The sequence below is a fragment of the Kitasatospora sp. Root107 genome, from assembly GCF_001424875.1.
GTDB lineage: Bacteria > Actinomycetota > Actinomycetes > Streptomycetales > Streptomycetaceae > Kitasatospora.
On the sequence record NZ_LMCT01000012.1, the window covers coordinates 176,964 to 202,233 of the forward strand.

Annotated in this window: 29 protein-coding genes; 4 read left to right on the forward strand and 25 right to left on the reverse strand. The window is 68.3% G+C overall.

Going from position 1 to position 25,270, the window contains the following annotated elements; all coding sequences use genetic code 11:
• Positions 1-24: 24 nt before the first annotated feature.
• Positions 25-1,881, reverse strand: coding sequence for a glutamine--fructose-6-phosphate transaminase (isomerizing) (glmS, locus tag ASC99_RS12435; protein ID WP_057231271.1), 1,857 nt, complete (start codon positions 1,879-1,881; stop codon positions 25-27).
• A gap of 88 nt (positions 1,882-1,969) precedes the next feature.
• Between glmS and coaA the strand changes: the two genes are divergently transcribed.
• From coaA to ASC99_RS12455, 4 genes are all read left to right on the forward strand, one after another.
• On the forward strand, positions 1,970-2,962 hold the full coding sequence (coaA, locus tag ASC99_RS12440) for a type I pantothenate kinase (protein WP_057231273.1): 993 nt from the start codon (positions 1,970-1,972) through the stop codon (positions 2,960-2,962).
• A gap of 184 nt (positions 2,963-3,146) precedes the next feature.
• Positions 3,147-4,466, forward strand: coding sequence for a glycosyltransferase family 2 protein (locus ASC99_RS12445; protein WP_057231275.1), 1,320 nt, complete (start codon positions 3,147-3,149; stop codon positions 4,464-4,466).
• Positions 4,459-5,580 carry a glycoside hydrolase family 26 protein gene (locus ASC99_RS12450; RefSeq protein ID WP_157531499.1) on the forward strand — a complete coding sequence of 374 codons (1,122 nt, stop codon included), beginning with the start codon at positions 4,459-4,461 and terminating at the stop codon, positions 5,578-5,580. The genes ASC99_RS12445 and ASC99_RS12450 overlap by 8 nt, the downstream gene beginning before the upstream one ends.
• Positions 5,581-5,630: 50 nt before the next feature.
• On the forward strand, positions 5,631-7,244 hold the full coding sequence (locus tag ASC99_RS12455) for a hypothetical protein (protein WP_057240913.1): 1,614 nt from the start codon (positions 5,631-5,633) through the stop codon (positions 7,242-7,244).
• Between the two features lie 22 nt (positions 7,245-7,266).
• Here ASC99_RS12455 and ASC99_RS12460 read toward each other — a convergent pair whose 3' ends face one another.
• From ASC99_RS12460 to ASC99_RS12575, 24 genes are all read right to left on the reverse strand, one after another.
• A complete protein-coding gene (locus ASC99_RS12460; RefSeq protein WP_057231282.1) occupies positions 7,267-8,373 on the reverse strand; it encodes a glycoside hydrolase family 26 protein in 1,107 nt (368 codons plus the stop codon).
• A 36-nt stretch (positions 8,374-8,409) separates the two neighbouring features.
• Positions 8,410-9,441, reverse strand: a complete 1,032-nt coding sequence (locus tag ASC99_RS12465) for a hypothetical protein (protein WP_057231284.1) — start codon at positions 9,439-9,441, stop codon at positions 8,410-8,412.
• Positions 9,442-9,586: 145 nt separating this feature from the next.
• Positions 9,587-10,954 (reverse strand): phosphoglucosamine mutase, encoded by a 1,368-nt coding sequence (glmM, locus tag ASC99_RS12470; protein WP_057231286.1) that lies wholly within the window; start codon positions 10,952-10,954, stop codon positions 9,587-9,589.
• Between the two features lie 179 nt (positions 10,955-11,133).
• Positions 11,134-11,637, reverse strand: coding sequence for a 30S ribosomal protein S9 (gene rpsI, locus ASC99_RS12475; protein WP_057231288.1), 504 nt, complete (start codon positions 11,635-11,637; stop codon positions 11,134-11,136).
• A 42-nt stretch (positions 11,638-11,679) separates the two neighbouring features.
• Positions 11,680-12,123 carry a 50S ribosomal protein L13 gene (rplM, locus tag ASC99_RS12480; RefSeq protein WP_057231290.1) on the reverse strand — a complete coding sequence of 148 codons (444 nt, stop codon included), beginning with the start codon at positions 12,121-12,123 and terminating at the stop codon, positions 11,680-11,682.
• Positions 12,124-12,343: 220 nt separating this feature from the next.
• On the reverse strand, positions 12,344-14,008 hold the full coding sequence (locus tag ASC99_RS12485; protein WP_057231292.1) for an ABC-F family ATP-binding cassette domain-containing protein: 1,665 nt from the start codon (positions 14,006-14,008) through the stop codon (positions 12,344-12,346).
• A gap of 42 nt (positions 14,009-14,050) precedes the next feature.
• Positions 14,051-14,950 carry a tRNA pseudouridine(38-40) synthase TruA gene (gene truA, locus ASC99_RS12490; protein WP_057231294.1) on the reverse strand — a complete coding sequence of 300 codons (900 nt, stop codon included), beginning with the start codon at positions 14,948-14,950 and terminating at the stop codon, positions 14,051-14,053.
• 93 nt (positions 14,951-15,043) lie between these two features.
• Complete coding sequence (gene rplQ, locus ASC99_RS12495; RefSeq protein WP_057231296.1) at positions 15,044-15,529, reverse strand: 50S ribosomal protein L17; 486 nt, start codon at positions 15,527-15,529, stop codon at positions 15,044-15,046.
• 127 nt (positions 15,530-15,656) lie between these two features.
• Entirely contained in the window at positions 15,657-16,679 is a 1,023-nt protein-coding gene (locus ASC99_RS12500) for a DNA-directed RNA polymerase subunit alpha (protein ID WP_030232516.1), read from the reverse strand.
• A gap of 128 nt (positions 16,680-16,807) precedes the next feature.
• Positions 16,808-17,215, reverse strand: a complete 408-nt coding sequence (rpsK, locus tag ASC99_RS12505; RefSeq protein ID WP_057231298.1) for a 30S ribosomal protein S11 — start codon at positions 17,213-17,215, stop codon at positions 16,808-16,810.
• 71 nt (positions 17,216-17,286) lie between these two features.
• Positions 17,287-17,667 carry a 30S ribosomal protein S13 gene (gene rpsM, locus ASC99_RS12510; protein WP_057231300.1) on the reverse strand — a complete coding sequence of 127 codons (381 nt, stop codon included), beginning with the start codon at positions 17,665-17,667 and terminating at the stop codon, positions 17,287-17,289.
• Between the two features lie 194 nt (positions 17,668-17,861).
• The gene (gene rpmJ / locus ASC99_RS12515; protein ID WP_003956441.1) at positions 17,862-17,975 is read right to left on the reverse strand and encodes a 50S ribosomal protein L36; all 114 of its coding nucleotides are present in this window, start codon (positions 17,973-17,975) and stop codon (positions 17,862-17,864) included.
• A gap of 35 nt (positions 17,976-18,010) precedes the next feature.
• Positions 18,011-18,232, reverse strand: coding sequence for a translation initiation factor IF-1 (gene infA / locus ASC99_RS12520; protein ID WP_014047798.1), 222 nt, complete (start codon positions 18,230-18,232; stop codon positions 18,011-18,013).
• A gap of 161 nt (positions 18,233-18,393) precedes the next feature.
• Positions 18,394-18,816, reverse strand: coding sequence for a large conductance mechanosensitive channel protein MscL (gene mscL, locus ASC99_RS12525; protein ID WP_057231302.1), 423 nt, complete (start codon positions 18,814-18,816; stop codon positions 18,394-18,396).
• Between the two features lie 90 nt (positions 18,817-18,906).
• Complete coding sequence (gene map, locus ASC99_RS12530; RefSeq protein WP_057232107.1) at positions 18,907-19,746, reverse strand: type I methionyl aminopeptidase; 840 nt, start codon at positions 19,744-19,746, stop codon at positions 18,907-18,909.
• Between the two features lie 130 nt (positions 19,747-19,876).
• Positions 19,877-20,533: an adenylate kinase gene (locus ASC99_RS12535; RefSeq protein ID WP_057231304.1), complete on the reverse strand. Its 657-nt coding sequence runs from the start codon at positions 20,531-20,533 to the stop codon at positions 19,877-19,879.
• A complete protein-coding gene (secY, locus tag ASC99_RS12540; RefSeq protein WP_057231305.1) occupies positions 20,533-21,840 on the reverse strand; it encodes a preprotein translocase subunit SecY in 1,308 nt (435 codons plus the stop codon). Before secY ends, ASC99_RS12535 begins: the two co-directional genes overlap by 1 nt.
• Positions 21,841-22,136: 296 nt before the next feature.
• Positions 22,137-22,592 carry a 50S ribosomal protein L15 gene (gene rplO, locus ASC99_RS12545; RefSeq protein ID WP_057231308.1) on the reverse strand — a complete coding sequence of 152 codons (456 nt, stop codon included), beginning with the start codon at positions 22,590-22,592 and terminating at the stop codon, positions 22,137-22,139.
• A 1-nt stretch (position 22,593) separates the two neighbouring features.
• Positions 22,594-22,776, reverse strand: a complete 183-nt coding sequence (gene rpmD, locus ASC99_RS12550; protein ID WP_057231310.1) for a 50S ribosomal protein L30 — start codon at positions 22,774-22,776, stop codon at positions 22,594-22,596.
• The gene (gene rpsE, locus ASC99_RS12555) at positions 22,776-23,411 is read right to left on the reverse strand and encodes a 30S ribosomal protein S5 (RefSeq protein ID WP_057231312.1); all 636 of its coding nucleotides are present in this window, start codon (positions 23,409-23,411) and stop codon (positions 22,776-22,778) included. The genes rpmD and rpsE overlap by 1 nt, the downstream gene beginning before the upstream one ends.
• A gap of 48 nt (positions 23,412-23,459) precedes the next feature.
• A complete protein-coding gene (rplR, locus tag ASC99_RS12560; protein WP_057231314.1) occupies positions 23,460-23,843 on the reverse strand; it encodes a 50S ribosomal protein L18 in 384 nt (127 codons plus the stop codon).
• 3 nt (positions 23,844-23,846) lie between these two features.
• Entirely contained in the window at positions 23,847-24,386 is a 540-nt protein-coding gene (rplF, locus tag ASC99_RS12565) for a 50S ribosomal protein L6 (protein WP_057231316.1), read from the reverse strand.
• A gap of 22 nt (positions 24,387-24,408) precedes the next feature.
• Positions 24,409-24,816 (reverse strand): 30S ribosomal protein S8, encoded by a 408-nt coding sequence (gene rpsH, locus ASC99_RS12570; RefSeq protein ID WP_057231318.1) that lies wholly within the window; start codon positions 24,814-24,816, stop codon positions 24,409-24,411.
• Between the two features lie 267 nt (positions 24,817-25,083).
• Positions 25,084-25,269: a type Z 30S ribosomal protein S14 gene (locus tag ASC99_RS12575; RefSeq protein ID WP_057231320.1), complete on the reverse strand. Its 186-nt coding sequence runs from the start codon at positions 25,267-25,269 to the stop codon at positions 25,084-25,086.
• Position 25,270 lies beyond the last annotated feature (1 nt).

Consider the following 25,270-nt stretch of genomic DNA (forward strand, 5'->3'; position numbering starts at 1 on the left):
AGCACCCCAGGGGAGCGACCTGTCTCACTCCACCGTGACGGACTTCGCCAGGTTGCGGGGCTGGTCCACCTCGTGGCCCTTGGCGGTGGCCAGCTCGCAGGCGAAGACCTGCAGCGGCACCGTCGAGACCAGCGGCTGCAGCAGCACCGGCGTGACCGGGATCCGGATCAGGTGGTCGGCGTACGGGGCGACCGCCTCGTCACCCTCCTCCGCGATCACGATGGTCCGGGCGCCACGGGCCCGGATCTCCTGGATGTTGGAGACGATCTTGTCGTGCAGGATCGACCGGCCGCGCGGCGAGGGCACCACCACGACCACTGGCAGGCCCTCCTCGATCAGCGCGATCGGGCCGTGCTTGAGCTCGCCCGCCGCGAAGCCCTCGGCGTGCATGTACGCCAGCTCCTTGAGCTTGAGCGCACCCTCCAGCGCCACGGGGTAGCCGACGTGCCGACCGAGGAAGAGCACCGACTTGGCGTCCGCCAGGGACCGGGCCAGCTCGCGCACCGGCTCCATGGTCCGGAGCACCTGCTCGACCTGCTTGGGAGCCTCGCGGAGCTCCTGGATGACGCTCTGGATCTCGTCGCCCCACTTGGTGCCGCGCACCTGGCCCAGGTACAGCGCGACCAGGTAGCAGGCCACCAGCTGGGTCAGGAACGCCTTGGTCGAGGCAACCGCGACCTCCGGACCGGCGTGCGTGTAGAGCACCGCGTCCGACTCACGCGGGATGGTCGACCCGTTGGTGTTGCAGATCGCCAGCACCTTCGCGCCCTGCTCCCGCGCGTGCCGCAGCGCCATCAGGGTGTCCATCGTCTCGCCGGACTGCGAGATCGCGATCACCAGCGTGCGGTCGTCCAGGATCGGGTCCCGGTAACGGAACTCCGAGGCGACCTCGACCTCGCACGGGATCCGGGTCCAGTGCTCGATCGCGTACTTGGCGATCATGCCGGCGTGGAACGCGGTGCCGCAGGCGACGATCACCACCTTGTCGACCTGGCGCAACTCGGCGTCGGAGATCCGCAGCTCATCGAGCGTCAGCTGCCCGTCCGCACCGATCCGGCCGAGCAGGGTGTCGGCGACCGCCTTCGGCTGCTCGGCGATCTCCTTGAGCATGAAGTAGTCGTAGCCGCCCTTCTCGGCGGCCGAGGCGTCCCAGTCCACGTGGTACTCGCGGACCTCGGCGGGCCCCCCGTCGAAGTCCGTGACGGTCACCGACTCCGCGCGCAGCTCGACCACCTGGTCCTGGCCGAGCTCGACCGCCTCCCGGGTGTGCGCGATGAAGGCCGACACGTCCGAGGCGAGGAAGTTCTCGCCCTCGCCGCGCCCGACCACCAGCGGCGAGTTCCGCCGCGCGCCGACCACCACACCGGGCTGGTCGGCGTGCACCGCGACCAGGGTGAACGCACCGTCCAGCTGACGGCACACCACCCGCATCGCCTCGGCCAGGTCACCGGCGAACGCCTCGCCCAGCAGGTGCGCGACCACCTCGGTGTCGGTCTCCGAGCGGAGCGTGTGGCCCCGGTCGGCGAGCTCGGCCCGGAGCTGGGCGAAGTTCTCGATGATGCCGTTGTGCACCACCGCGACCCGGCGCGCGTCGTCCAGGTGGGGGTGGGCGTTCGCGTCGGTCGGCCCACCGTGGGTGGCCCAGCGGGTGTGGCCGATACCGGAGGTGCCGGCGGGGAGAGGGGTCTCCGCCAGTGCCTTCTCCAGATTGACCAGCTTGCCCGCGCGCTTGTCCGTGGCGAGGCTCCACTGCCCGTCGGCGCCTCGCGTCTGAACGGCCACACCGGCGGAGTCGTAACCCCGGTACTCGAGCCGTCGCAGACCTTCGATCACTACATTCTGGGCCTCAAGAGGACCCACATAACCTACGATTCCGCACATCGCGCCAGGATATCGGCGCTCCCCCGAACCCCTCGCCACCCCCTGGTGACCGACACCACAGCACCCCGAACCCCCGGAACGGCCCACAATGGACCATGTGCTGACCGAACTCTGTACGAGGGGCGCCCCCGCGACGCCCACCCCCTCCCCGTACGTGGATCTGGACCGGGCCGAGTGGAGCGCGCTGCGCGAGCGCACCCCGATGCCGCTGACCGCCGAGGAGGTGGAGAAGCTGCGCGGCCTGGGCACCGCCCTCGACCTGGACGAGGTGCGGGACGTCTACCTGCCGCTGTCCCGGCTGCTCAACCTCTACATCCACGCCACCCACGAGCTGCGCAGCACCGTCGGGACCTTCCTGGACACCCCCGACACCGAGCGCACCCGGACCCCGTTCGTGATCGGCGTGGCCGGCTCGGTGGCGGTCGGCAAGTCCACCACCGCCCGCCTGCTGAAGGCCCTGCTGGCCCGCTGGCCGGAGCACCCCCGGGTCGAGCTGGTCACCACCGACGGCTTCCTGCTCCCCAACGCCGAGCTGCGCCGCCGCGGCCTGATGGCCCGCAAGGGCTTCCCCGAGTCGTACGACCGCCGGGCGCTGATGCGCTTCGTGGCGGACGTGAAGGCGGGCAAGGAGCTGGTCACCGCCCCGGTCTACTCGCACCTGGTCTACGACATCGTGCCGGACGAGCGCCTCACCGTGGAGCGCCCCGACATCCTGATCGTCGAGGGCCTGAACGTGCTGCAGCCCGCACTGCCCGGCACCGACGGCCGCACCAGGCTCGCCGTCGCCGACTACTTCGACTTCTCGATCTACGTCGACGCCCGCACCGACGACATCGAGAGCTGGTACCTGTCCCGCTTCAAGAAGCTCAGGGACACCGCCTTCCAGGACCCGAACTCCTACTTCCGCCGCTTCACCGAAGTGCCGGAGGAGGAGGCGATGGAGTACGGCCGCCAGGTCTGGCGCACCATCAACAAGCCAAACCTGGTGGAGAACGTGCTGCCCACCCGCGGCCGGGCCACCCTGGTGCTGCAGAAGGGCGCCGACCACAAGGTCCGGCGGGCACTGCTGCGCAAGCTCTAGGGGGGTCCGTCCGCTCAACTCGGCTTACTCCGAGGGGCATCACGAATACATCCCGATTGACCGGAATCACATTCCGACCTGTCCGCTTTGGTAGCAATCGTCGGAAATAGTGCACAAGTGTCGGTCGTAGTATCAACGATGCCAGTCACTCCCAGCCTCTAAATCGACACGGACCACCTCAAAAATGCTTGCCTTCCTCCTTGAGATACAGCAGTGGTGGACCTTCGGAACGATCTATCCGTTCGCGGTCTTCATGTCCGTCGTATGGCTGCTGTGGCTCATCCGGATCGTTCTGACCCGCCGTTACAAGCCTTGGGTGCGCCCGTACTCGACCACCACGTCCGTGATCATTCCGGTGGTGGACGAACCGGCCGACCTGTTCCGCTCGGTGCTGGACCGCATCATCGAGCAACAGCCGACCGAGATGGTCGTGGTGATCAACGGCAAGCGCAACGAGGTGCTCGAGCAGGTCTGCGACCGGCTGGGCGTCTACTGGGAGTGGACCGAGACCCCCGGCAAGCGCAACGCCTTGCGGGTCGGCCTCGAAGTCTGCACCGGAGACGTCGCGGTCCTGGTGGACTCCGACACGGTCTGGACCCCGACCACCCTGAGCGAACTGATCAAGCCCTTCCGCGACGCGGAGGTCGGCGGGGTGACCACCCGTCAGCGCATCCTCGACCCCGGCCGCTCCGTGCTCACCCGCTGGGCGGACTGGCTGGAGAGCGTCCGCTGCCAGTACTCCCTGCCGGCCATGAGCGTGCTCGGCACCGTCGGTTGCCTCCCGGGCCGGACCATCGCCTTCCGCCGGCAGATCCTGGTGGACTGCATGGAGGACTTCCTCAGCGAGAAGTTCCTCGGGGTGTTCCTCGAGGTGAGCGACGACCGGACTCTCACCAACTACACGCTCAAGCAGGGCTACAAGACCGTCTACCAGTCGACGTCCCTGGTGTACACGGACGCCCCGTTGGCACTGGGCAAGCTGGCCAAGCAGCAGTACCGCTGGGCCCGCGGCTCCCAGTACAACACCCTGCGGATGCTGCCCTGGATGCTGCGCCGGGCCAAGATGCTCGCCCTCTTCTACACGGTCGACATCCTGGTCCCGTTCATGCTGCTGGGCAGCTTCTCGTCCTGGGCGGTGGCCATCTGGCACGGCTCTGGCCCCAGCCTGTACGAGGGCCTGCCGCTGCCGGTCGAGCACTGGAAGGCGCTGCTGACGCTGCTCGTCCTGGCGGCCATGCTCTCCACCGTGTCCCTGGCCATCCGTTTCGGGAGGCACTTCGCCTACCGCTCCACGGACATGCTCTATCTCCCGATCTTCATGGTGATCAACACCTTCCTGCTGCTCCCGGTCCGCCTGCTCGGCTTCTTCAAGATGGGCCACAACGCGTCCTGGGGCACCCGCGACGACAGCTTCGCCGGAGAGCGCGCCCGGAGCCCGAAGGTCGTCATCCCCTACCTGCTCGGCGGAGCGATTCTGATCGGCTCGGTGATGATGAGTGTCTAGGCGCGCGAAGAAGATGCACTGGTGGAGCCGTGGCTCCGGCGTGCGGCTCCGGCTCTGGATGGTCTGCAACGTCGCCATCCTCTCGGTGCTGACCTACGGGGTGATGGCCGCCCTGGCCGTCGCGGACGACGGTGCCCGGTACGAGGGGCTCGGGCAGAACGCCGGCGTCCCCGCTCTCAGTGAGCTCTTCCAGCCGGAGAAGAAGGCGCCTCCGATCCCGGATCGCAGCGTCTTCAGCGCACCGGACGGCAAGCACTTCGGGGTCAGCACCAAGGAGGCGCCCTGGTCGGGCAAGGAGCTCCAGCAGGTCAAGCAGTCCTCGGGGGCCTGGCCGACCATGGTCGAGTACTTCGTCCGCTGGAACCAGAACTTCGACCCCAAGGCGGTCAGCGCGGCCTACAGCCACGGGACCCTGCCGGTGCTGGCATGGGAGCCGTGGGCCGGCGGCGAGGCGGGCTCGGCCAACCAGCCGAACTACAGCCTCTCCACCATCATCGACGGCAAGCACGACGACTACCTGCGCGCCTTCGCCCAGGGCGTCGCCACCCAGAAGTGGCCGCTGGCGATCCGCTTCGCCCACGAGATGAACGGCAACTGGTACCCGTGGTCCGAACAGGTCAACGGCAACCAGCGCGGGCAGTACGTGCAGGCCTGGCGCCACGTGCACGACGTGTTCGCCAAGGAGGGTGCCACCAACGTCATCTGGATCTGGAGCCCGAACATCCTGCGGCCGGTGAAGGACATCAGCATCCCCGACCTCTACCCCGGTGACGACTACGTCGACTGGATGGGCATGGTCGGCTACGGCACCAACCGCGAGCGCACCGCCGACGAGACCTTCGGTCCGACGCTGGACACCCTGCGCCAGATCTCCAAGAAGCCGGTCCTCATCACGGAGACGGGGCGTGAGACCAGCGCTGCCTACAAGCCCGCCTGGACCGCGGACTTCTTCACCTGGCTCGCCAAGCAGCCGGACGTGATCGGGTTCATCTGGTTCCAGCGCAACGTCGCCGAGGGCGGCAAGGCCAACTGGCGCTTCGACGAGAGCACCGCGTCGTTGCGGGCCTTCTCGAACGGCATCCGACAGATCACACTCGCCAAGGGACTGGGCTGACCCAGCGTCAACTCCCGGCACGCCACCACGGACGGCAGGAAGAACACAGAGTGAGCATGCAGCAGTCGCCGCTCCGCACCGCACCGCAGCGGGCCACCGACCCCGTACCCCCGGAGCGTCGGCAGCCGGCGGAAGCCGCGCAGCCCACCGAGCCCGTCCTCTCCTCGGCGAGGCGGCGGGCCCTGACGCTGCTCACCGTCCTGCCCCCCGCAGCGGTCGCCCTCTACCGCTGCCTCGACGGGATCGGCAGCCGTCAGCTGTGGCGCGACGAGCACGCCAGCTGGTGGGCCGCCGCCCTGAGCTTCCAGGACCTGCGAGCGCTGCTCGGCACCATCGACGCCGTCATCGCGCCGTACTACCTGCTGCTGCGCCTGTGGATCGCCGGCTTCGGCGACTCCGCCGCCTCGCTGCGCACGCCCTCCGCTCTGGCGATGGCGCTGGCCGCCGCCGTGACCGCCGTGCTCGGCCGCCGGCTGGCGACCCGGGCCGGCGTCTCCGGTACGGGCCTCGTGGCCTCCCTGACCGGGCTGGGCGCGGGCCTGGCGTTCGCGCTGCTGCCCGCCGTCGCGCGGTACGGCCAGGAGGCTCGGCCCTACGCCTTCTCGGTCCTCGCTGTTCTGGTCTCCACCCTGCTGCTGCTGCGGGCCCTGGAGCAGCCCTCGGTGGCCCGCTGGGCCTGGTACGCCACGAGCGTGACCCTGGTCGGGGCCGCCCACCTGGTCTCGCTGCTCGTGCTGGCCGCCCACCTGCTCGCCGCACTGACCCTCGCCCTGCGCGCCCGCGAGCGCGCCGCGTTCTGGCGGTGGGCGCTCGCCGCACTGGTCGGGGTCGGGGGCATAGCCGCCCTGTTGCTGCGGGGCAACGGCCAGAGCAAGCAGATCGCCTGGAACAACCCGACCCTCGATGACCTGACCGACCTGCCCAAGGAACTCTTCGGCTCCTGGACCACCGCAGCCGTCGTGCTGGGGCTCGCGGTGATCGGCCTCTGGCCCGCCCGGCGCCACGCCGGTCTGCTGGTCTGCTGGATCGTGCTCCCGCCCGTCCTGACGTACGTCACGGCGGACCGGCTCCACCTCTTCCTGGACCGCTACCTGCTGTTCGTCCTGGCGCCGTGTGTGCTGCTGGCCGCCGCCGGGGCCGGCTGGCTGCTCTCCCCCTTCGGCCGGTCCGCCGTCGGCCGGGTGGCGGCCGGCGTGCTCGCGGTGGCGCTGCTCGGCGGGGTCGCCGTCCTCGGCCAGCCGACGATGGCGACCCTGCGCGACAACCTCAAGTCCGAACCCGACTACCGGGGCGCCGCCGACCTGCTCGCCGCCCAGACGAAGCCCGGCGACGGCATGGTGATCAACAGTCTGCTGAACGCCCGCCGGGCACTCGCCTACGAGCTGAGGGACCGTCAGGCACCGACCGACATCCTGCTCCAGTACTACCCGGAGGACCTCGGACGCTTCCAGGGCGTGGAGTGCACCGACCCTTCGGAGTGCGCGCGCTTCACCGACCGGCTCTGGCTGGTCAGCACCGCGATCGGGCCCAACCCGCTCGCCCAGCTGCCGAAGAGCACCCAGGACGTGCTGACGCAGCAGTTCAAGACCGTCGACACCAAGCAGCTGCACGGCCTCAAGCTGGTGCTGCTGGAGCGCATCCAGCCCGCACCCGGCGAGGAGTGACCCCCCGGCCCGGTGGAGGAGCTCAGCTCATCGGCCAGGACACCAGGTTCTGGTCCGCCAGACCGTCCTGGAAGGCCTTCAGCGCGCCGGGCGAGGTGGTGAACCGCCAGTCGAAGCGGCCGCCCTCCTGGTCGCTGTGCTGGAACCAGGAGAAGCCCACCAGCTGGGGGCGGTTCTTGATCCAGCGGAAGAAGTCGACCGTCCACAGTGCCTTGTTGGGGGTCGGCTTGACGCCGGTCTCCCCGATGAAGATCGGCTTCCGGGAGAGCGAGACCAGGTCCTCATAGGTCTCGTCGAAGACCTTTCCGGCGGACGTCTCGCTCTCGCTGTACCCGTCCATACCGATCCAGTCGACGTACTTGTCGCCCGGGAAGTACCGCGCCAACTCGTGCTTGTTGGTGCCCCGGTGGATGTTCGGGCACCAGAACCAGAGCGCGTTCGCGACCTTGCGGGTCGCGAAGACGTCGTAGACGTGCCGCCAGGCGTCCACGAAGTCGCCCGGCCGGTTGCCGCTGTGCTGCTCGGACCACGGGTACCACTCGGCATTCATCTCGTGCGCGAACCGGATCACCACCGGCCGCCCGGCGCTCTTGACCGAGTCCGCGAACCGGGCGATGTAGGCGTCGTGCGCGCCCGAGGCGATCAGCCTCAGGGCATAGGTGGGCTGATCCTCCCCCGCCTCCTTGCCGGCCGAGGGCTGCCAGGTCACCACCGGCACCGCGCCCAGGCGATACGACTCCGTCACCCGGTCGGGTTCGAACTCCTGGTTCCAGTTGACGAAGTACTCCTGCACGGTGGGCCGTCGGCCGGCCGCGGTGGCCACCGTCTCGGTCTCCGGTTCGTTCGGCGACCCGGGCGTACTCACTCCGAAGTGCAGCGCCTTGGGCGCGCGGAGCTCGGCCATCGTGGTCACGGTGCCGGAGCCGGAGCCGGAGGGCTTGGGTGTCTCCCTCGGCCGTTCCGGCGCGGTGGACGTCGGCGTGCCACCGGGCATCCCGGTCCGGTCGGGGCCGTCCTCGCTTTCGAAGGCGAGCAGCCCGACCAGCATCACCAGCGCCAGCCCGCAGATCATCGACGCCCCCCACGCCGGGCTGAACCGTACCCGCCGCAGCCCACCCGACAGTGCCACGCCCGCCGCTTCCCTCCACCACGCCATCGAGTGTCGTCAGCCCGTCTTCTTGGCGGCTTCGGTCCCCCGGGCGACCAGTACGGCCTTCAGCGCGTTGGTGACGTCCTTGCCGCTCGGGTCGGTGGCGGCCAGCGGAGCGCCGTCCTTGCTGCCCGCCACGGTGAAGTACAGGTAGCGGCCGAAGGCGTCGTGCGTGACCGCGCAGCTCTTCACGTCGGTGCAGAACTTCTGCACCCCGCCCTTGGCGAGGGGCTGGACGTTGCCCTTGTAGACGCTGCCGGCCTTGTCCGCCTGCGCCTTGGTGTCGAAGACGGCCACCGCGAGGGTGACCGCAACCTTGTCCGCGGTGTACGTGGCCCGGTAGAGACCCCGGCACATCTGGTCACGCAGGATCGGCCCGAGGCCGTTGGCCGTGTAGTCGCCGCAGCTACCGCTGAAGTCGACGGCTGCCCTGGTGTACGTCCGCGCCTGAACGGTGAAGGTGTCGTTCGGGAACAGCGCCTCCGCGTTGAGGGTCGCCTTGTCCGTGCTGCCCTTGGAGAGGAGCTCCTCGGGCTTCTTGGACGGCGGCAGGGCCGGCCGGCTGGCGGAGGGGGACGGGGCGGCGCTGGCGGAGGGGGCGGGCGCGGTCTGGACCGCGGCCACCGGGACGCGCGGCTGACCATTCGTCACGTAGACCGACACGGCCACGATCGTGCCGATCACCAGCATCGCTCCGAGGCTGCTGAAAGCCCTCAGCAGCCGACTCTTGCCGAGGCGGCGCGCCTCCGCGTTCTGCTGGGCCAACGCCGACCAGTCGGGCTCGTCGACGTCGGGCGAGCGGAAGGTGGACGGGCCGTACCGGCCCTCGACCGGCTGGCCCGGGTAGGCCTGCGGGCGGTCGCCCTGGCTGTGGCCGCCCCGGTAGGGCGGCGTGGCGGCCACCCCGGGGAACCTGGACGGGGACGGTGCCTGCGGATTGCCGCGCCCCGGGGCCGCGGGCCGGCCGGACAGCGGTGGCCGACCGGCCGGCGGGTCACCCGCCGACCCGGGCCCCTCCAGCTGTTCCTGCTGCTGCCCGTCGGTCATTTGAGCCTCCGCCACCTTTAAGCCAATGCGTCCAGATGATATCCGGAAAATGTGATGGTTCCATGGCCACACCAAGGCCCGGGCCAACCATTTGTCATACCGGAATGCAACTGTGCCCAACGGCCGACCGCCCTCTGACGGCGAATCAGCCCAGGTGGGTGCGTACGGCCTCGGCCAGCCGCTCGGCAATCGCCTGCGCCTGCACCTGGTCGGCGGCCTCCACCATCACCCGGACCAACGGCTCGGTCCCCGACGGACGGAGCAACACCCGCCCGGTGGCGCCGAGTTCGGCCTCGGCCTCGCCGACCGCGGCGGCCAGCTCGGCCGAGCTGTTCACCTTCGTCCGGTCCACGCCCTTGACGTTGATCAGCAGCTGCGGCAGCCGGGTCATCACGGCGGCCAGGTCGGCCAGCGGCTGCTTGGTGGCGGCCAGCCGCGCGCCGAGCATCAGGCCGGTCAGCGTGCCGTCGCCGGTGGTCGCGTGGTCGAGCAGGATCACGTGGCCCGACTGCTCACCGCCGAGCGCGAAACCGTGCTGCTTCATCTCCTCCAGCACGTACCGGTCACCGACCGCGGTCTGCACCAGCTCGATGCCCTCGCGCTCCATCGCCAGCTTGAAGCCGAGGTTGGACATCACGGTGGCCACCGCGGTCCCCCGGCGCAGCGTGCCGGCCTCCTTCATGGCGACGGCCAGGATGGCCAGGATCTGGTCGCCGTCCACCTCGTTGCCGTCCGCGTCGGCGGCCAGGCAGCGGTCGGCGTCGCCGTCCAGGGCGATGCCCAGGTCGGCCTTGTGCTCGCGCATCGCGACCTGGAGCTTGTCCAGGTGGGTCGAGCCGACGCCGTCGTTGATGTTCAGACCGTTCGGCTCGGCGCCGAGCGTGTAAACCACCTCGGCCCCGGCCCGGGCGAACGCCTCGGGGGCGACCCGGGCGGCCGCACCGTGCGCGCCGTCGATGACGACCTTCACACCGTCAAGACGGTTCGGCAGCACGGCGACCAGGTGCGCGACGTACTTGTCGAAGCCCTCGGTGTACTGCCGGACCCGGCCGACGGCCGCGCCGGTCGGGCGCTGCCAGTCCTCGTTCGAGCCGACCCCGTAGCGGTGGTAGTGCGCCTCGATCGCGTCCTCGATCGCGTCGTCCAGCTTGTGCCCGCCGCGGGCCAGGAACTTGATGCCGTTGTCGGGCATCGCGTTGTGACTGGCCGACAGCATCACGCCGAAGTCCGCGCCGAGCGCGCCGGTGAGATACGCCACAGCCGGGGTGGGCAGCACGCCCACCCGCAGGACGTCCACGCCCGCGCTGGCCAGACCGGCGATCACGGCGGCCTCCAGGAACTCCCCGGACGCCCGGGGGTCGCGCCCGACCACGGCGACCGGCCGGTGGCCGTCGAAGGCCCCCGCGTCACCGAGTACATGGGCCGCCGCCACCGACAGACCGAGCGCCAGCTCGGCCGTCAGGGTCTGGTTGGCCACACCGCGCACGCCGTCCGTACCGAAGAGTCGTCCCACAGTTTCCGTCCTCCGTCGCCGTTCCACAGGCAAGAAATCTCTCGCGTCTCCCCGGCCTCCGCACAGGCGTACGGGGAGAGAAAAACAACACACCCCGGAGCACACGGAGTGCTCCGGGGTGTTGCAGCACACCCCGGGGGTGCGAACCATCGAGATGGTACGCCCCCCGGTCGAGGTGCTTAGCGCTTGCTGTACTGCGGGGCCTTACGGGCCTTCTTGAGACCGGCCTTCTTGCGCTCGACGGCACGCGCGTCACGCATCAGGAAACCGGCCTTCTTGAGCGCGGCGCGGTTGTTGTCCACGTCCGCCTCGTTCAGCGCACGGGCGACGCCGAGGCGCAGCGCGTAGGCCTGACCGGAGACGCCGCCACCCGAGATGCGGGCGACAACGTCGTAACGGCCATCGAGCTCAAGGAGCTTGAAGGGCTCGTTCACGGTCTGCTGGTGCACCTTGTTGGGGAAGTAGTTCTCCAGGGTGCGGCCGTTGATCTTCCACTTGCCGGTGCCCGGAACGATCCGGACGCGGGCAATGGCCTCCTTGCGACGGCCGAGGCCGGCGCCGGGGATGGCCTCGCCGAAGCGACCGGCCAGCGACTCGGAGGTGTAGCTCTCCTCGGAGGTGAACTCTTCGACGGTCTCGTCGAACTCAACCTCAAGGGTGTTCTCGATGGCAGTCTCGGCCACGGTGTTCCTCAGCTTCTCAGTGATGGGGCTTGGTGGCCGGAATTACTGCGCGACCTGGGTGATCTCGAACGGCACCGGCTGCTGCGCAGCGTGCGGGTGCTGGTCGCCCGAGTAGACCTTCAGCTTGGAGAGCATCTGGCGGCCCAGGCTGTTCTTGGGGATCATGCCCTTGATGGCCTTCTCGACGGCCTTCTCCGGGTTCTTGTCCAGGAGGTCGTCGTAGCGGACCGCGCGGAGACCGCCCGGGAAACCGCTGTGGCGGTAGGCCATCTTCTGGGTCTTCTTGTTACCCGAAAGGTGCACCTTGTCCGCGTTGATGATGATGACGAAGTCACCAGTGTCAACGTGCGGCGCGTAGATCGCCTTGTGCTTGCCCCGGAGGAGGTTGGCGACCTGGGAGGCCAGGCGGCCGAGCACGACGTCTTGCGCGTCGATGATGTGCCACTGACGCTGGACGTCGCCGGGCTTGGGGCTGTACGTACGCACGGTCGTAGCCTTCGCTTTTCAGTGAGTGAGTCCTGACAGGAGCACCCGGACGAGAGATCAGCCTGGTCCCGCTTGGACGCAATTCAAGGGGGAGCCGCTGGTCATCGGCCTGGGTAACTCCGGCGTACCGACCTCTCACGTGAGATGGAGCGAGCCAATACGCACAACAAGGGCCCAGCCTACCGGGCAGCTCCGTGCGGGTCAAAAACGCCCGGCCGGGCTAGCGGTCACGCTGCACCCGGGTCTCGTCCCAGACCGGTTCGAGGGACTCGTAGACCCGTCCGTCGGCCCCGAAAACCAGGAAACGGTCGAAGGTCTTGGCGAACCAGCGGTCGTGGGTGACACACAGCACGGTGCCGTCGAAGGCCTCCAGGCCCTGCTGGAGCGCCTCGGCACTCTCCAGGTCCAGGTTGTCCGTCGGCTCGTCCAGCAGCAGCGCGGTGACACCCGTGAGTTCCAGCTTGAGGATCATCAGCCGGGCCTGCTGGCCGCCGGAGAGCGACTCGAACTTCTGCTCCTCCTGCCGGTCCAGCTCGTACCGGCGCAGCGCGCCCATCGCGGCGCCGCGGCTGAGCGCGTGCTCCTCCTCGATGATCGACCTGACGGTCCGTCCGAGCAGCTCAGGGTGGGCGTGGGTCTGCCGGAAGTGGCCCGGCACCACCCGGGCGCCGAGCCGGAACGCGCCGTTGTGCTTCACCGTCTCGTCGCCCGCCAGCAGCCGCAGGAAGTGCGACTTGCCGGAGCCGTTCGAGCCCAGCACGCCGACCCGCTCGCCGTAGAAGACCTCCAGGTCGAAGGGCTTCATCAGGCCGCTCAGTTCGAGCTGCTCGATCGTCAGCGCCCGGACACCCGTCCGGCCGCCCTTCAGCCGCATGGTGATGTTCTGCTCGCGCGGCGGCTCCTCCGGCCGGCCGGCCTCCTCGAACTTCTTCAGCCGGGTCTGCGCGGCCGCGTACCGAGTGGCCAGCGCATGGCTGATCGAGGCGGCCTGACGGAGGTTCACCACCAGCTTCTTCAGCTTGGCGTGCTCCTCGTCCCACCGGCGGCCCAGCTCCTCGAAGCGCTCGAACCGCTCCTTGCGGGCGTCGTGGAACGACTCGAAGCCGCCACCGTGCACCCAGACACTGCTGCCGCCGCCACCGAAACCGGTCTCGACGCTGATGATCTTGTCGGCGGCCCGGGACAGCAGCTCCCGGTCGTGTGAGATGAACAACACGGTCTTCGGCGTGGCCCGGATCGCCTCCTCCAGCCAGCGCTTGCCCGGCACGTCGAGGTAGTTGTCCGGCTCGTCGAGCAGCAGCACCTCCTCGGGGCCGCGCAGCAGCGCCTCCAGCACCAGCCGCTTCTGCTCACCGCCGGAGAGCGTGTTCAGACCACGGAACTGGGCCCGGTCGAACGGCATCCCCAGCGCGGCCATGGTGCAGACGTCCCAGACCGTCTCGTAGTCGTAGCCGTCCACGTCGGCCCAGTCCGAGAGCGCCTGGGCGTACGCCATCTGCGACTTCTCGTCGTCCTGCGCCATCATCGCCAGCTCGGCGGCGTCCACCGCCTTCGCGGCCACCGCGATCCGCGGCGGTGCCACCGACACCAGCAGGTCCCGCACCGACGCGTCGGCGGCCAGCGCCCCCGGCGTCTCCCGCTGGTCCTCCCGCCCGGTGGTCCCGACGAACTGGCGCATCACGCCCAGCCCACCGCTCACCGTCACCGAGCCGCCGTGCGGCTGGGTGTCCCCCGCGATCATGCGCAGCAGCGTGGTCTTACCGGCCCCGTTGGCCCCCACCAGTGCGATGGCGGACCCTTCGCCGACCCGGAAGGACGCGTCGTCGAACAGCACCCGCCCGTCCGGCAGGTAGTACTCCAGGTGCGAAATCTCGACGTGTCCCATGGCAGGAATTGTGCCAAGCGTGTCGCTACGGACCAAAACCCTTTATGTCTGCCCGGGAAGCGACCGCAGTTGCCGCGAGACGCGGTTCCGTTCGGCGAGCCGGTCGTCGGCCGGGTAGCCGACCTCCTCCAGCGTCAGCCCGTACGGCCGGACCACGTTGACCGCCGAGTGCCGTACCCGGCCCGCCAGCACCTGGCCGGGGAACTCCACCGGCCGGTGGCCGTCGCCGACCAGCAGCATGGCCCCCACCAGCGCGCGCACCATGTTGTGGCAGAACGCGTCCGCCCGCACCGTGGCGACCGCCATGGTGCCCTCCTGGGCCGCGTACGGGTCCACCGGGACGCGGTCCCAGCGCAGTTCGAGCAGGGTACGGATGGTGGTCGCGCCCTCGCGCTTCTTGCAGTACGCGGCGAAGTCCTGCTCGCCGAGCAGCAGCCGGGCCGCCTCGTTCATCTTCTCGACGTCCAACGGCCGGTCGTGCCACAGCACATGACCCCGCAGCAACGGGTCCACCCCGCCCTGCTGGTCGGCGACCCGGTACGCGTACCGGCGCCAGATCGCGGCGAACCGGGCGTCGAAGCCTGCCGGCGCCTCGGTCAGCCGGTACACCCGGATGTCGGCGGGCAGCCGCCCGGCCAGCCGGCGGAGCAGCTTCTCGCGGTGCGCGGCCCACAGCTCGACCGGCAGGTCGACGTGCGCGACCTGGCCCCGGGCGTGCACCCCGGCGTCGGTCCGGCCCGCCACGGTGAGCGGGAACAGCTCGGGGCTGCGGGTGACCACCTGGAGGGCGCTCTCCAGCTCGTCCTGGACGGTGCGCCGGCCGGGCTGCCGCGCCCAGCCGGCGAACTCCGCGCCCTGGTAGGCGAGGTCGAGCCGGATCCGGACACGGCCGTCCGCCGGACCGTCCTTGACCGGGGGCTGCTCGGCGCAGTCGTTCTGCACATCTACTCCAGACAGAAAGGAACGGGCCCGCCTCCCCAAGCACCCCTGAAATAGAGGGGGCGGGAAGCGGGCCCGAACGAACACCTAAAGGTGTCAGGCCTTGTCGGCCTCGACCTCGTCAGCGACGACCTCGGTCTCGGTGGCCTCGACCTTGGCGTCGGCCTCCTTGACGGCGCGCTTGGTGGCGCCCTCGGCCTCGCCGACAGCGGTCTGCGCGACGGTCAGCGCCTCGACCAGCTCGATCACGGCCATCGGGGCGTTGTCGCCACGACGGGGACCGATCTTGGTGATACGGGTGTAACCACCCGGGCGGTTCTCGTAGCGCGGCGCAATCTCGGTGAAGAGGGTGTGCAGCACGGAGACGTCGGTGATCGTCTTGCGGACGATGCGACGGTTGTGGATGTCGCCGACCTTCGCCTTGGTGATGAGGCGCTCGGCCAGCGGGCGCATCCGACGGGCCTTGGCCTCGGTCGTGGTGATGCGGCCGTAGGTGAACAGCTCGCGGCACAGGCCGGCGAGCAGCAGCGGCTCGTGGTGCGGGCCACCGCCGAGGCGGGCACCCTTCGTGGGACGGGGCATGATTGCTCCTCAAATCTCCGAACCCGGCCGTATCAGGTACCGGGACGGGCGTAGCGGCACTGTTGCCGCTACGGCTTTCTTGCATCGAACAGGGGGCGACCCGCGAGGGTCGCCCCCGTCGAATTCCTTAGTACTGCTCGGTCTCCGCGTAACCCGCGTCGTCCAGGTCGTCGGCGCCGAAGGCGTCGGCGGCGGCGGTCGGGTCGAACCCGGGCGGGCTGTCCTTGAGCGCCAGGCCCATGCCGGCCAGCTTCGCCTTGACCTCGTCGATCGACTTCGCACCGAAGTTGCGGATGTCGAGCAGGTCGGCCTCGGAGCGGGCAACGAGCTCACCCACGGTGTGGATGCCCTCGCGCTTGAGGCAGTTGTACGACCGAACGGTGAGCTCGAGCTCCTCGATCGGCAGGGCGAGATCAGCGGCCAGGGCGGCGTCCGTCGGGGACGGGCCCATGTCGATGCCCTCGGCGTCGATGTTCAGCTCGCGGGCGAGACCGAACAGCTCCACCAGGGTCTTACCGGCCGACGCCATGGCGTCACGCGGGCGCATGGCGGGCTTGGTCTCGACGTCGACGATGAGCTTGTCGAAGTCGGTCCGCTGCTCGACACGGGTGGCCTCGACCTTGTAGGTGACCTTCAGCACGGGGCTGTAGATCGAGTCGACCGGGATGCGGCCGATCTCCTGGCCGGAAGCCTTGTTCTGCACGGCGGAGACGTAGCCGCGACCGCGCTCGACGGTCAGCTCCATCTCCAGCTTGCCCTTGCCGTTGAGCGTGGCGAGGACCAGCTCGGGGTTGTGCACCTCGACACCGGCCGGGGGCGCGATGTCGGCGGCGGTGACCACACCCGGACCCTGCTTGCGCAGGTACATCACGACCGGCTCGTCGTGCTCCGAGGAGACGACCAGCTGCTTGATGTTGAGGATGAGGTCGGTCACGTCCTCCTTGACGCCCGGCACGGTGGTGAACTCGTGCAGGACACCGTCGACCCGGATGCTGGTGACAGCGGCACCGGGGATCGAGGAGAGGAGCGTGCGGCGGAGCGAGTTGCCGAGGGTGTAGCCGAAGCCCGGCTCGAGCGGCTCGATCACGAACCGCGAGCGGAACTCGTCGACGACCTCTTCGGTCAGCGAGGGGCGCTGAGCGATCAGCATGTTTTCAGATCCTCCAGTTGGAACTCGGCACCCACTATTTGATGCCGAACAGAACCAGCGTACGGGGTCCCGTCAGAAACAGGACCCCGCACGTGGTTTAAAAACTCAGACTGCCCGAAGGCGCTGCGTCAGACGCGGCGGCGCTTCGGCGGACGGCAGCCGTTGTGCGGGGTGGGGGTGACGTCCTGGATCGAACCCACCTCCAGGCCGGTGGCCTGGAGCGAGCGGATCGCGGTCTCGCGGCCGGAGCCCGGACCCTTGACGAAGACGTCGACCTTGCGCATGCCGTGCTCCTGCGCGCGACGGGCAGCCGACTCGGCGGCCATCTGCGCGGCGAACGGAGTGGACTTGCGCGAGCCCTTGAAGCCGACGTGGCCGGCAGAGGCCCAGGAAATCACGTTGCCCGAGGGGTCGGTGATCGAAACGATGGTGTTGTTGAACGTGCTCTTGATGTGGGCGTGCCCGTGAGCGACGTTCTTCTTCTCCTTGCGGCGCACCTTCTTGGCGCCGGCAGCCTGACGACCCTTGGGGGGCATAAGTCTGTTCTCCTACTGAGGTGGTCGGTCCGCTAACCCGCGGGCCGGAGGGAAGTCCGGTTACGGGCGGACTACTTCTTGCCCGGCTTCTTCTTGCCGGCAATCGCGCGACGCGGGCCCTTGCGGGTACGCGCGTTGGTGTGGGTGCGCTGGCCGCGGACGGGGAGACCCCGGCGGTGACGCAGACCCTCGTAGCAGCCGATCTCGACCTTGCGGCGGATGTCAGCGGCAACCGCACGGCGGAGGTCACCCTCGACCTCGAAGTTGGCGTCGATGTACTGGCCAAGCTTGACCAGGTCGTCCTCGGAGATTTCGCGAACCCGGGTGTCCGGGTTCACGCCGGTCTCCGCGAGCGCGAGCTGCGCGCGGGTGCGACCGATGCCGTAGACGTAAGTGAGGGCGATCTCGATGCGCTTCTCACGCGGGAGATCAACGCCTGCGAGGCGTGCCATTCAAGGCTCCTGTTTTTCTTCAGAGGTCTGACGTGCTACCTACTCCGACACCTCTCGGTGTGGGAGCCCCGGCCTCTGACCGGGGGTGGCAGTCCGTCCTGGGGACGGATCGGGTAGCCCGCTTATGACGTTTTTTCGCGTCGCGCGAAGCAGTGCTCACGCAAAGACGTACGAGAAATGCTGAGTGAGGCTGGTCAGCCCTGGCGCTGCTTGTGGCGCAGGTTGTCGCAGATCACCATGACCCGGCCGTGACGGCGGATCACCTTGCACTTGTCGCAGATCTTCTTGACGCTCGGCTTGACCTTCATGCTTCAGGTACTCCGGGTCTAGATCTGACAGTTGCTTACTTGTACCGGTAGACGATCCGGCCGCGAGTCAGGTCGTACGGGCTGAGCTCAACGACCACGCGGTCGTCCGGGAGGATACGGATGTAGTGCATCCGCATCTTGCCGCTGATGTGCGCGAGGACCTTGTGACCGTTCTGCAGCTCAACCCTGAACATGGCGTTCGGAAGAGACTCGATCACGGTGCCCTCGATCTCAATGGCGCCTTGCTTCTTTGCCATGAACTGCGAGATCCACCTTCCGGGGACGGCTACCGTATGCGGCACGCTCGTGCGAACCTGGGTTCACCCCTGCCCGAACCGGGTAGAGGGCGCGCTGAAGCACGCTACGAGTGAGCCGACGGTCCATCGTACGCCACCGCCTGCTCCCGGACCAAAACGGCTCAGACGCCGACCTTGACCAGCGGCTCGACGTGCGCGGTGCAGGCGGAGCAGCGCCGGGCGGCCTCGGGGATCTCGGTCAGGCACTCGGGGCAGGGGCGCTTGGGCGCCTTCGGCTTCTTCGGCAGGTACCGGGCGGTCGCCTTGGTGACCGGCAGCACCACGCAGAAGTACAGCACCGCGGCGGTCAGCAGGAACGCGATCAGCACGTTCAGGAACTGGCCGTACGGGAAGGTCACCCCGACCAGCTCGAAGCTGTACGAGCGGAAGTCGCCGGCCGCGCCGACCACCACGCCCACCAGCGGGGTGAGGAAGGCCGCGACGAAGCCGGTCACCACCGCGGTGAAGGCCGAGCCGATGACGACACCGACCGCCATGTCGATCACGTTGCCGCGCATCATGAAGTCGCGGAATCCCTTGAGCACTTGCTGTCCCTTCGAAGTTGTCAGCTCCTAAAAATAGGACAAAGGGCCCGGTGGGCGAAACCCACCGAGCCCTTGACGATCCGTCAGCGACTAACCCAGGGGGTCCGGCGCCGCGACGACGCCCAGCTTGGCCAGCTCGGCCTTGCCGCCGTCGAAGGCGGTCAGCACCAGCGGGCCCTGCTCGGTGATCGCCACCGAGTGCTCCCAGTGCGAGGCCCAGGTGCCGTCGTTGGTGACGACCGTCCAGTCGTCCTCCAGCACCGTGGTGTGCGGGGTGCCCAGCGAGACCATCGGCTCGATCGCCAGCACGGTGCCGGGGACGAGCTTCGGGCCCTTGCCGCGGCCGCGCTCGACGTAGTTCAGCACGTGCGGCTCCATGTGCATCGCGGTGCCGATGCCGTGGCCGCCGTACCCCTCGGTGATGCCCCACTTGCCCTTGGGCGGCAGCGGCTGGCGGCGGACGAAGCCCTCGATCGCCTTGGAGACCTCGACCAGGCGGTTGTTCTTCTTCATCTGGGCGATGCCGGCCCACATCGAGCCCTCGGTCACCCGGCTGAGCATCTCCACCTCGGGCGCGACCTCGCCGACCGCCACGGTGATCGCGGCGTCGCCGTGCCAGCCGTCCACGATCGCACCGCAGTCGATCGAGATGACGTCACCCTCGACCAGCACTCGGTCGCCCGGGATGCCGTGCACCACCTCGTTGTTGACGGAGGCGCAGATCACACCCGGGAACCACAGGCCGCCGTGGTCCGCGCGGAAGTTGGAGGTGGCGCCGTGGTCGGCGATCACCTTCGCCGCGATGTCGTTGAGCTCCTGGGTGGTGACACCCGGACGGACGGCCTCGCGGGCCGCCTTCAGCGCCTCGGCGACGACCAGTCCGGCCACCCGCATCTTGGCGATCTGCTCGGGGGTCTTGATCTCCACCATCTGGTCCACGCCTTCCACTGTCGAATGCCCGTCCGGTCCTTGCCGGGGGGCCGTGCTGCCGTTACCACCGTACGACGACAGAACGGCCGGGACTCCCCCGTGCGGGGGCGTCCCGGCCGTCTCGTCGGTCTCAGTTCTTCTTGCTCTCCAGCGCGGCCACCGCGCGCTCGGTCACCTCGTCGACCTTGCCCAGCGCCGAGATGGTGACCAGCAGGCCCTGCTGGTTGTAGTACTCGATGATCGGCTCGGTCTCCGTGTGGTAGACCTCCAGCCGCGTCCGCACCTTCTCCTCGGTGTCGTCCGAGCGCTGGTACAGCTCGCCACCGCACTCGTCGCAGACGCCCTCGGTCTTCGGCGGGCTGTAGACCACGTGGAACACGTGGCCGCCGTTGACCCGGCAGACCCGGCGGCCGGCGATCCGCTTGACCACCTCGTCCTCGGGGACCTCCAGGTCCAGCACGCCGTTGAGGGCGATGCCGAACTCGGCCAGGATCTCGTCCAGGGCCTTGGCCTGACCGAGGTTCCGGGGGAACCCGTCCAGCAGGAAGCCGTTGGCGGCGTCGGGCTGCGACATCCGGTCCTTGGCCATCCCGATGGTGACCTCATCCGGTACCAGTCGACCCGCGTCCATGTACGCCTTGGCCTCGAGCCCCAACGGGGTGCCCTGGCTGATGTTGGCGCGGAACAGGTCTCCGGTGGAGATGTGGGGAATGGACAGGGTCTTGGCCAGGACGTGCGCCTGAGTACCCTTCCCGGCCCCGGGAGGTCCGACGAGGACGATACGCATCAGCGGAGGAACCCTTCGTAATTACGCTGCTGGAGCTGGCTCTCGATCTGCTTCACAGTTTCGAGTCCGACACCGACGACGATGAGCACGCTGGTGCCACCGAACGGGAAGTTTTGGTCCGCGTTGAAGGCAACCAGGGCGATCATCGGGATCAACGCGATCAGGCCCAGGTAGAGCGACCCCGGCCACGTGATGCGGGTAAGCACGTAGTTAAGGTACTCGGCCGTCGGTCGGCCGGCCCGGATGCCCGGGATGAACCCACCATACTTCTTCATGTTGTCGGCAACTTCTTCGGGGTTGAAGGAGATTGCGACGTAGAAGAACGCGAAGAACACGATCAGCACAAAGTACGTGGCCATGTAGAGCGGGTGGTCACCGCGGACGAAGTTGGCCTTGATCCAGGTGGCCCAGCCGGCCTCACTGCTCGTCAACTGGGCGACCAGCGCCGGGATGTACAGCAGCGACGAGGCGAAGATGACCGGGATCACACCGGCCTGGTTGACCTTCAGCGGGATGTAGGTCGACGTCCCGCCGAACGCCTTGCGGCCGATCATGCGCTTCGCGTACTGGACCGGGATCCGGCGCTGCGCCTGCTCGACGAAGATGACCAGGACCACCACGATGACGCCGATCGCGATGACGCTGAAGAACTCGACCCAGCCGTCACCGATCGTGCCCGAGAGCTTGATCGCCCACATCGAGCCGGGGAAGCCCGACGCGATCGAGGTGAAGATCAGGATGGACATGCCGTTGCCGATGCCACGGTCGGTGATCAGCTCGCCGAGCCACATCACCATCGTGGTGCCGGCCGTCATCGTGATCACCATGGTGGCGATCCGGAAGACCGACTGGTCCGGCACGACCTGGTTGGCGTAGACACAGCCCGAGAACAGCGCACCGCTGGAGGCCGTCGCGACGATGCCGGTGCCCTGGAGCACGGCGAGCGCGATGGTCAGGTAGCGGGTGTACTGGGTGATCTTGGCCTGGCCGGACTGGCCCTCCTTCTTCAGCGCCTCGAGTCGCGGGATCACGACGGTGAGGAGCTGGAGGATGATGCTGGCCGTGATGTACGGCATGATGCCGAGCGCGAAGATCGTCAGCTGCAGTAGCGCGCCGCCGCTGAAGAGGTTCACCAGGCCGAACAGGCCGTTGGGGCCTTCCTTCAGACACTGGTTCACCGCGACGAAGTCGACGCCCGGCACGGGGATGTGAGCGCCCAGCCGGAACAGCACCATGATGCCCAGCGTGAACAGCAGCTTCTTGCGCAGGTCGGGCGTCTGGAACGCCCGCGCGAACGCACTGAGCACGGTGCCTCCTGCGCCTCCCGCACGTCGTCGGCGGGAGGGTCGGTCCTGAATGGGGAGTGGAGTGTGCGGGCCCCCCGAGGAGTCCGGTCAACCGGACGGCACAGGCAAGCCTGGGCGCAGCCTACAAGGGAACTCCACGGACTCTAACAGTGTGTGGCCACCCGAAAGAAGCGTGCGCGGCCCCTCCCCCACGCACGGGGGACGGGATGCCCGTTTTCAACCACAAAAGCCACCCTAAAAGCACGAACCCCGTACCTCCCAGGAGGGAGATACGGGGTTCGTGAGGATCAGCTAGCTCAGAGGAGCTCGGTGACCGTACCGCCGGCGGCGGTGATCTTCTCGATCGCGGAGCCGGAGACGGCGTCAACCGTCACCTGCAGCGCAACCGCGATGTCGCCGGTGCCGAGGACCTTGACGAGCTCGTTCTTGCGAACGGCGCCCTTCGCGATCAGATCGGCCACGGTGACCTCGCCACCCTGCGGGTAGAGCTCGGCCAGCTTCTCCAGGTTCACGACCTGGAACTGCTTGTGCGCCGGGTTCTTGAAGCCCTTGAGCTTCGGCAGACGCATGTGGAGGGGCATCTGCCCACCCTCGAAGCGCTGCGGAACCTGGTAGCGGGCCTTGGTGCCCTTGGTACCACGACCTGCGGTCTTACCCTTGGAACCCTCACCACGACCGACACGGATCTTGTCGGTCTTGGCGCCGGGGGCCGGGCGCAGGTTGTGGATCTTGATCGGCGAGTTGTCTGCCATTTCAGTCCACCTCCTCAACCGTGACGAGGTGACGAACGGTCTGGACCATGCCGCGGATCTCCGGGCGGTCCTCCTTCACCACGGTGTCGTTCAGCCGCTTGAGGCCGAGCGAACGCAGGGTGTCACGGTGGTTCTGCTTGCTGCCGATGTACGACTTGGTCTGAGTGACCTTCAGGCGAGCCATCAGGCACTCACCGCCGCGGTCCCGGCCGCGCGAGCGCGGAGCAGAGCAGCGGGGGCCACGTCCTCCAGCGGCAGGCCACGGCGGGCCGCGATCTCCTCGGGGCGCACGAGGCCCTTCAGAGCAGCCACGGTGGCGTGCACGATGTTGATCGCGTTGTCCGAGCCGAGCGACTTCGACAGGATGTCGTGGACGCCGGCGCACTCCAGAACGGCACGCACCGGGCCACCGGCGATAACGCCGGTACCGGGGGAAGCCGGCTTCAGGAGCACGACGCCAGCGGCCTTCTCGCCCTGGATCGGGTGCGGGATGGTGCCCTGGATACGGGGGACCTTGAAGAAGTTCTTCTTGGCCTCCTCAACACCCTTGGCGATGGCGGCCGGAACCTCCTTCGCCTTCCCGTAGCCAACACCTACGGTGCCGTCACCGTCGCCCACCACGACCAGCGCGGTGAAGCTGAAACGACGACCACCCTTGACAACCTTGGCAACACGGTTGATCGCGACCACGCGCTCAACGTAAGCAGTCTTCTCGACGGCGGGGGCGTTGCCCCGGTCGTCGCGCTTACGATCACGTCGCTCGCCGCCACCGCCGGTGCCGCCGCCGGCGCCGCTACCGCGGCGCTGGGGTCCAGCCATTGGAATTACCTCTCTCGATTACGTCCGTCGACTGAGCCGACGAGCGGCTTAGAAGTCGAGCCCGGCCTCACGGGCAGCGTCCGCCAGGGCGGCGATGCGCCCCGCGTAACGGTTGCCCGCGCGGTCGAAGACGACCGACTCGATGCCGGCGGCCTTGGCGCGCTCGGCGACCAGGGCTCCGACCTTCTTGGCCAGCTCGGTCTTGTCGCCCTCGTTGCCACGAATGGACACGTCGAGGGTGGACGCCGACGCGAGGGTGTGACCCTTGGCGTCGTCGATGACCTGGGCGACCATGTGGCGGTTCGAGCGGGTCACGACCAGACGAGGACGAGCCTCGGTGCCGGTGACGCGCTTGCGAACGCGGATGGCGCGGCGCTTGCGGGCAGCGTTCTTGTAGCCGTTGCCCTTGCCGATCTTCACAGAAAGACTCATGGCTTACTTACCGCTCTTTCCGACCTTGCGGCGGATAACCTCGCCCGCGTACTTGACGCCCTTGGCCTTGTACGGGTCGGGCTTACGCAGCTTGCGGATCTTGGCCGAAACCTCGCCGACCAGCTGCTTGTCGATCCCGTCCACGTGGAACTTGGTGGGCGACTCGACCACGAAGGAGATGCCCTCCGGGGCCTCGATCAGGATCGGGTGGCTGTAGCCGAGCTGGAACTCCATGGAGGAGCCCTTCGCTGCGACTCGGTAACCAACACCGCTGATCTCCAGCGACTTGCGGTATCCCGCGGTCACACCGGTGATCATGTTCGCCACCAGCGTGCGGGAAAGGCCGTGAAGGGCCTTCGACAGACGCTCGTCGTTGGGGCGGGTGACGAGCAGAGTGCCGTCCTCGCCCTTGCCGATCTCGATCGGCGCGGCGACAACGTGGGTGAGGGAGCCCTTGGGGCCCTTCACCGAGACTGCCTGGCCATCGATGGTGACGTCCACGCCGGCGGGAACCGGGATGGGCAGCCGTCCAATGCGCGACATTGCTGTACCTCCTGTTCCCGAATTACCAGACGTAGGCGAGAACTTCTCCGCCTACGCCCTTCTTGGCGGCCTGCTTGTCGGTCAGGAGGCCGGAGGACGTGGAGATGATCGCCACGCCCAGGCCGCCGAGAACCTTCGGCAGGTTGGTGGACTTTGCGTAAACGCGCAGACCCGGCTTGCTGATGCGCTTGATGCCGGCGATGGAGCGCTCACGGTTGGGGCCGAACTTGAGGTCGATGGTCAGCTTCTTGCCGACCTCGCCCTCAACCGGCTCCTCAACCTTCCAGGAGGAGATGTACCCCTCCTGCTGCAGGATCTCGGCGACGTGCGCCTTGATCTTGCTAGCCGGCATCGCCACGGTGTCGTGGTACGCCGAGTTCGCGTTACGCAGACGCGTGAGCATGTCTGCGATGGGGTCGGTCATGGTCATGATGGCCTCAGGCCTCTCTCGCCGTGGTTTCTCCGCGCCAGGTCCCCCCACCGCACTCGCGAGGAGTGCGGGCAGGGGCACAGACGCAGGGGACCTGCGGCGTTAGTAAGACTGGGTGCGAGCCCTCATAGGAGGGTCGCGGACAGCTCTGGCTGCCGCGACAGGGGGCCCGACCCCACTACCTTACGGGATTCCGTACGGGACCCCAAAAACGGGGCACGTGGGGTCGGGCACACCTGCTGATTCGCAGGGAACCTAGAGCCTGGGTTACCAGGAGCTCTTGGTCACGCCCGGCAGCTCGCCGCGGTGCGCCATCTCACGGAGGCAGACACGGCAGAGGCCGAACTTGCGGTACACCGAGTGCGGGCGGCCGCAGCGCTGGCAGCGGGTGTAACCGCGGACAGCGAACTTCGGCTTGCGCTCGGCCTTCGCGATAAGGGACTTCTTCGCCATG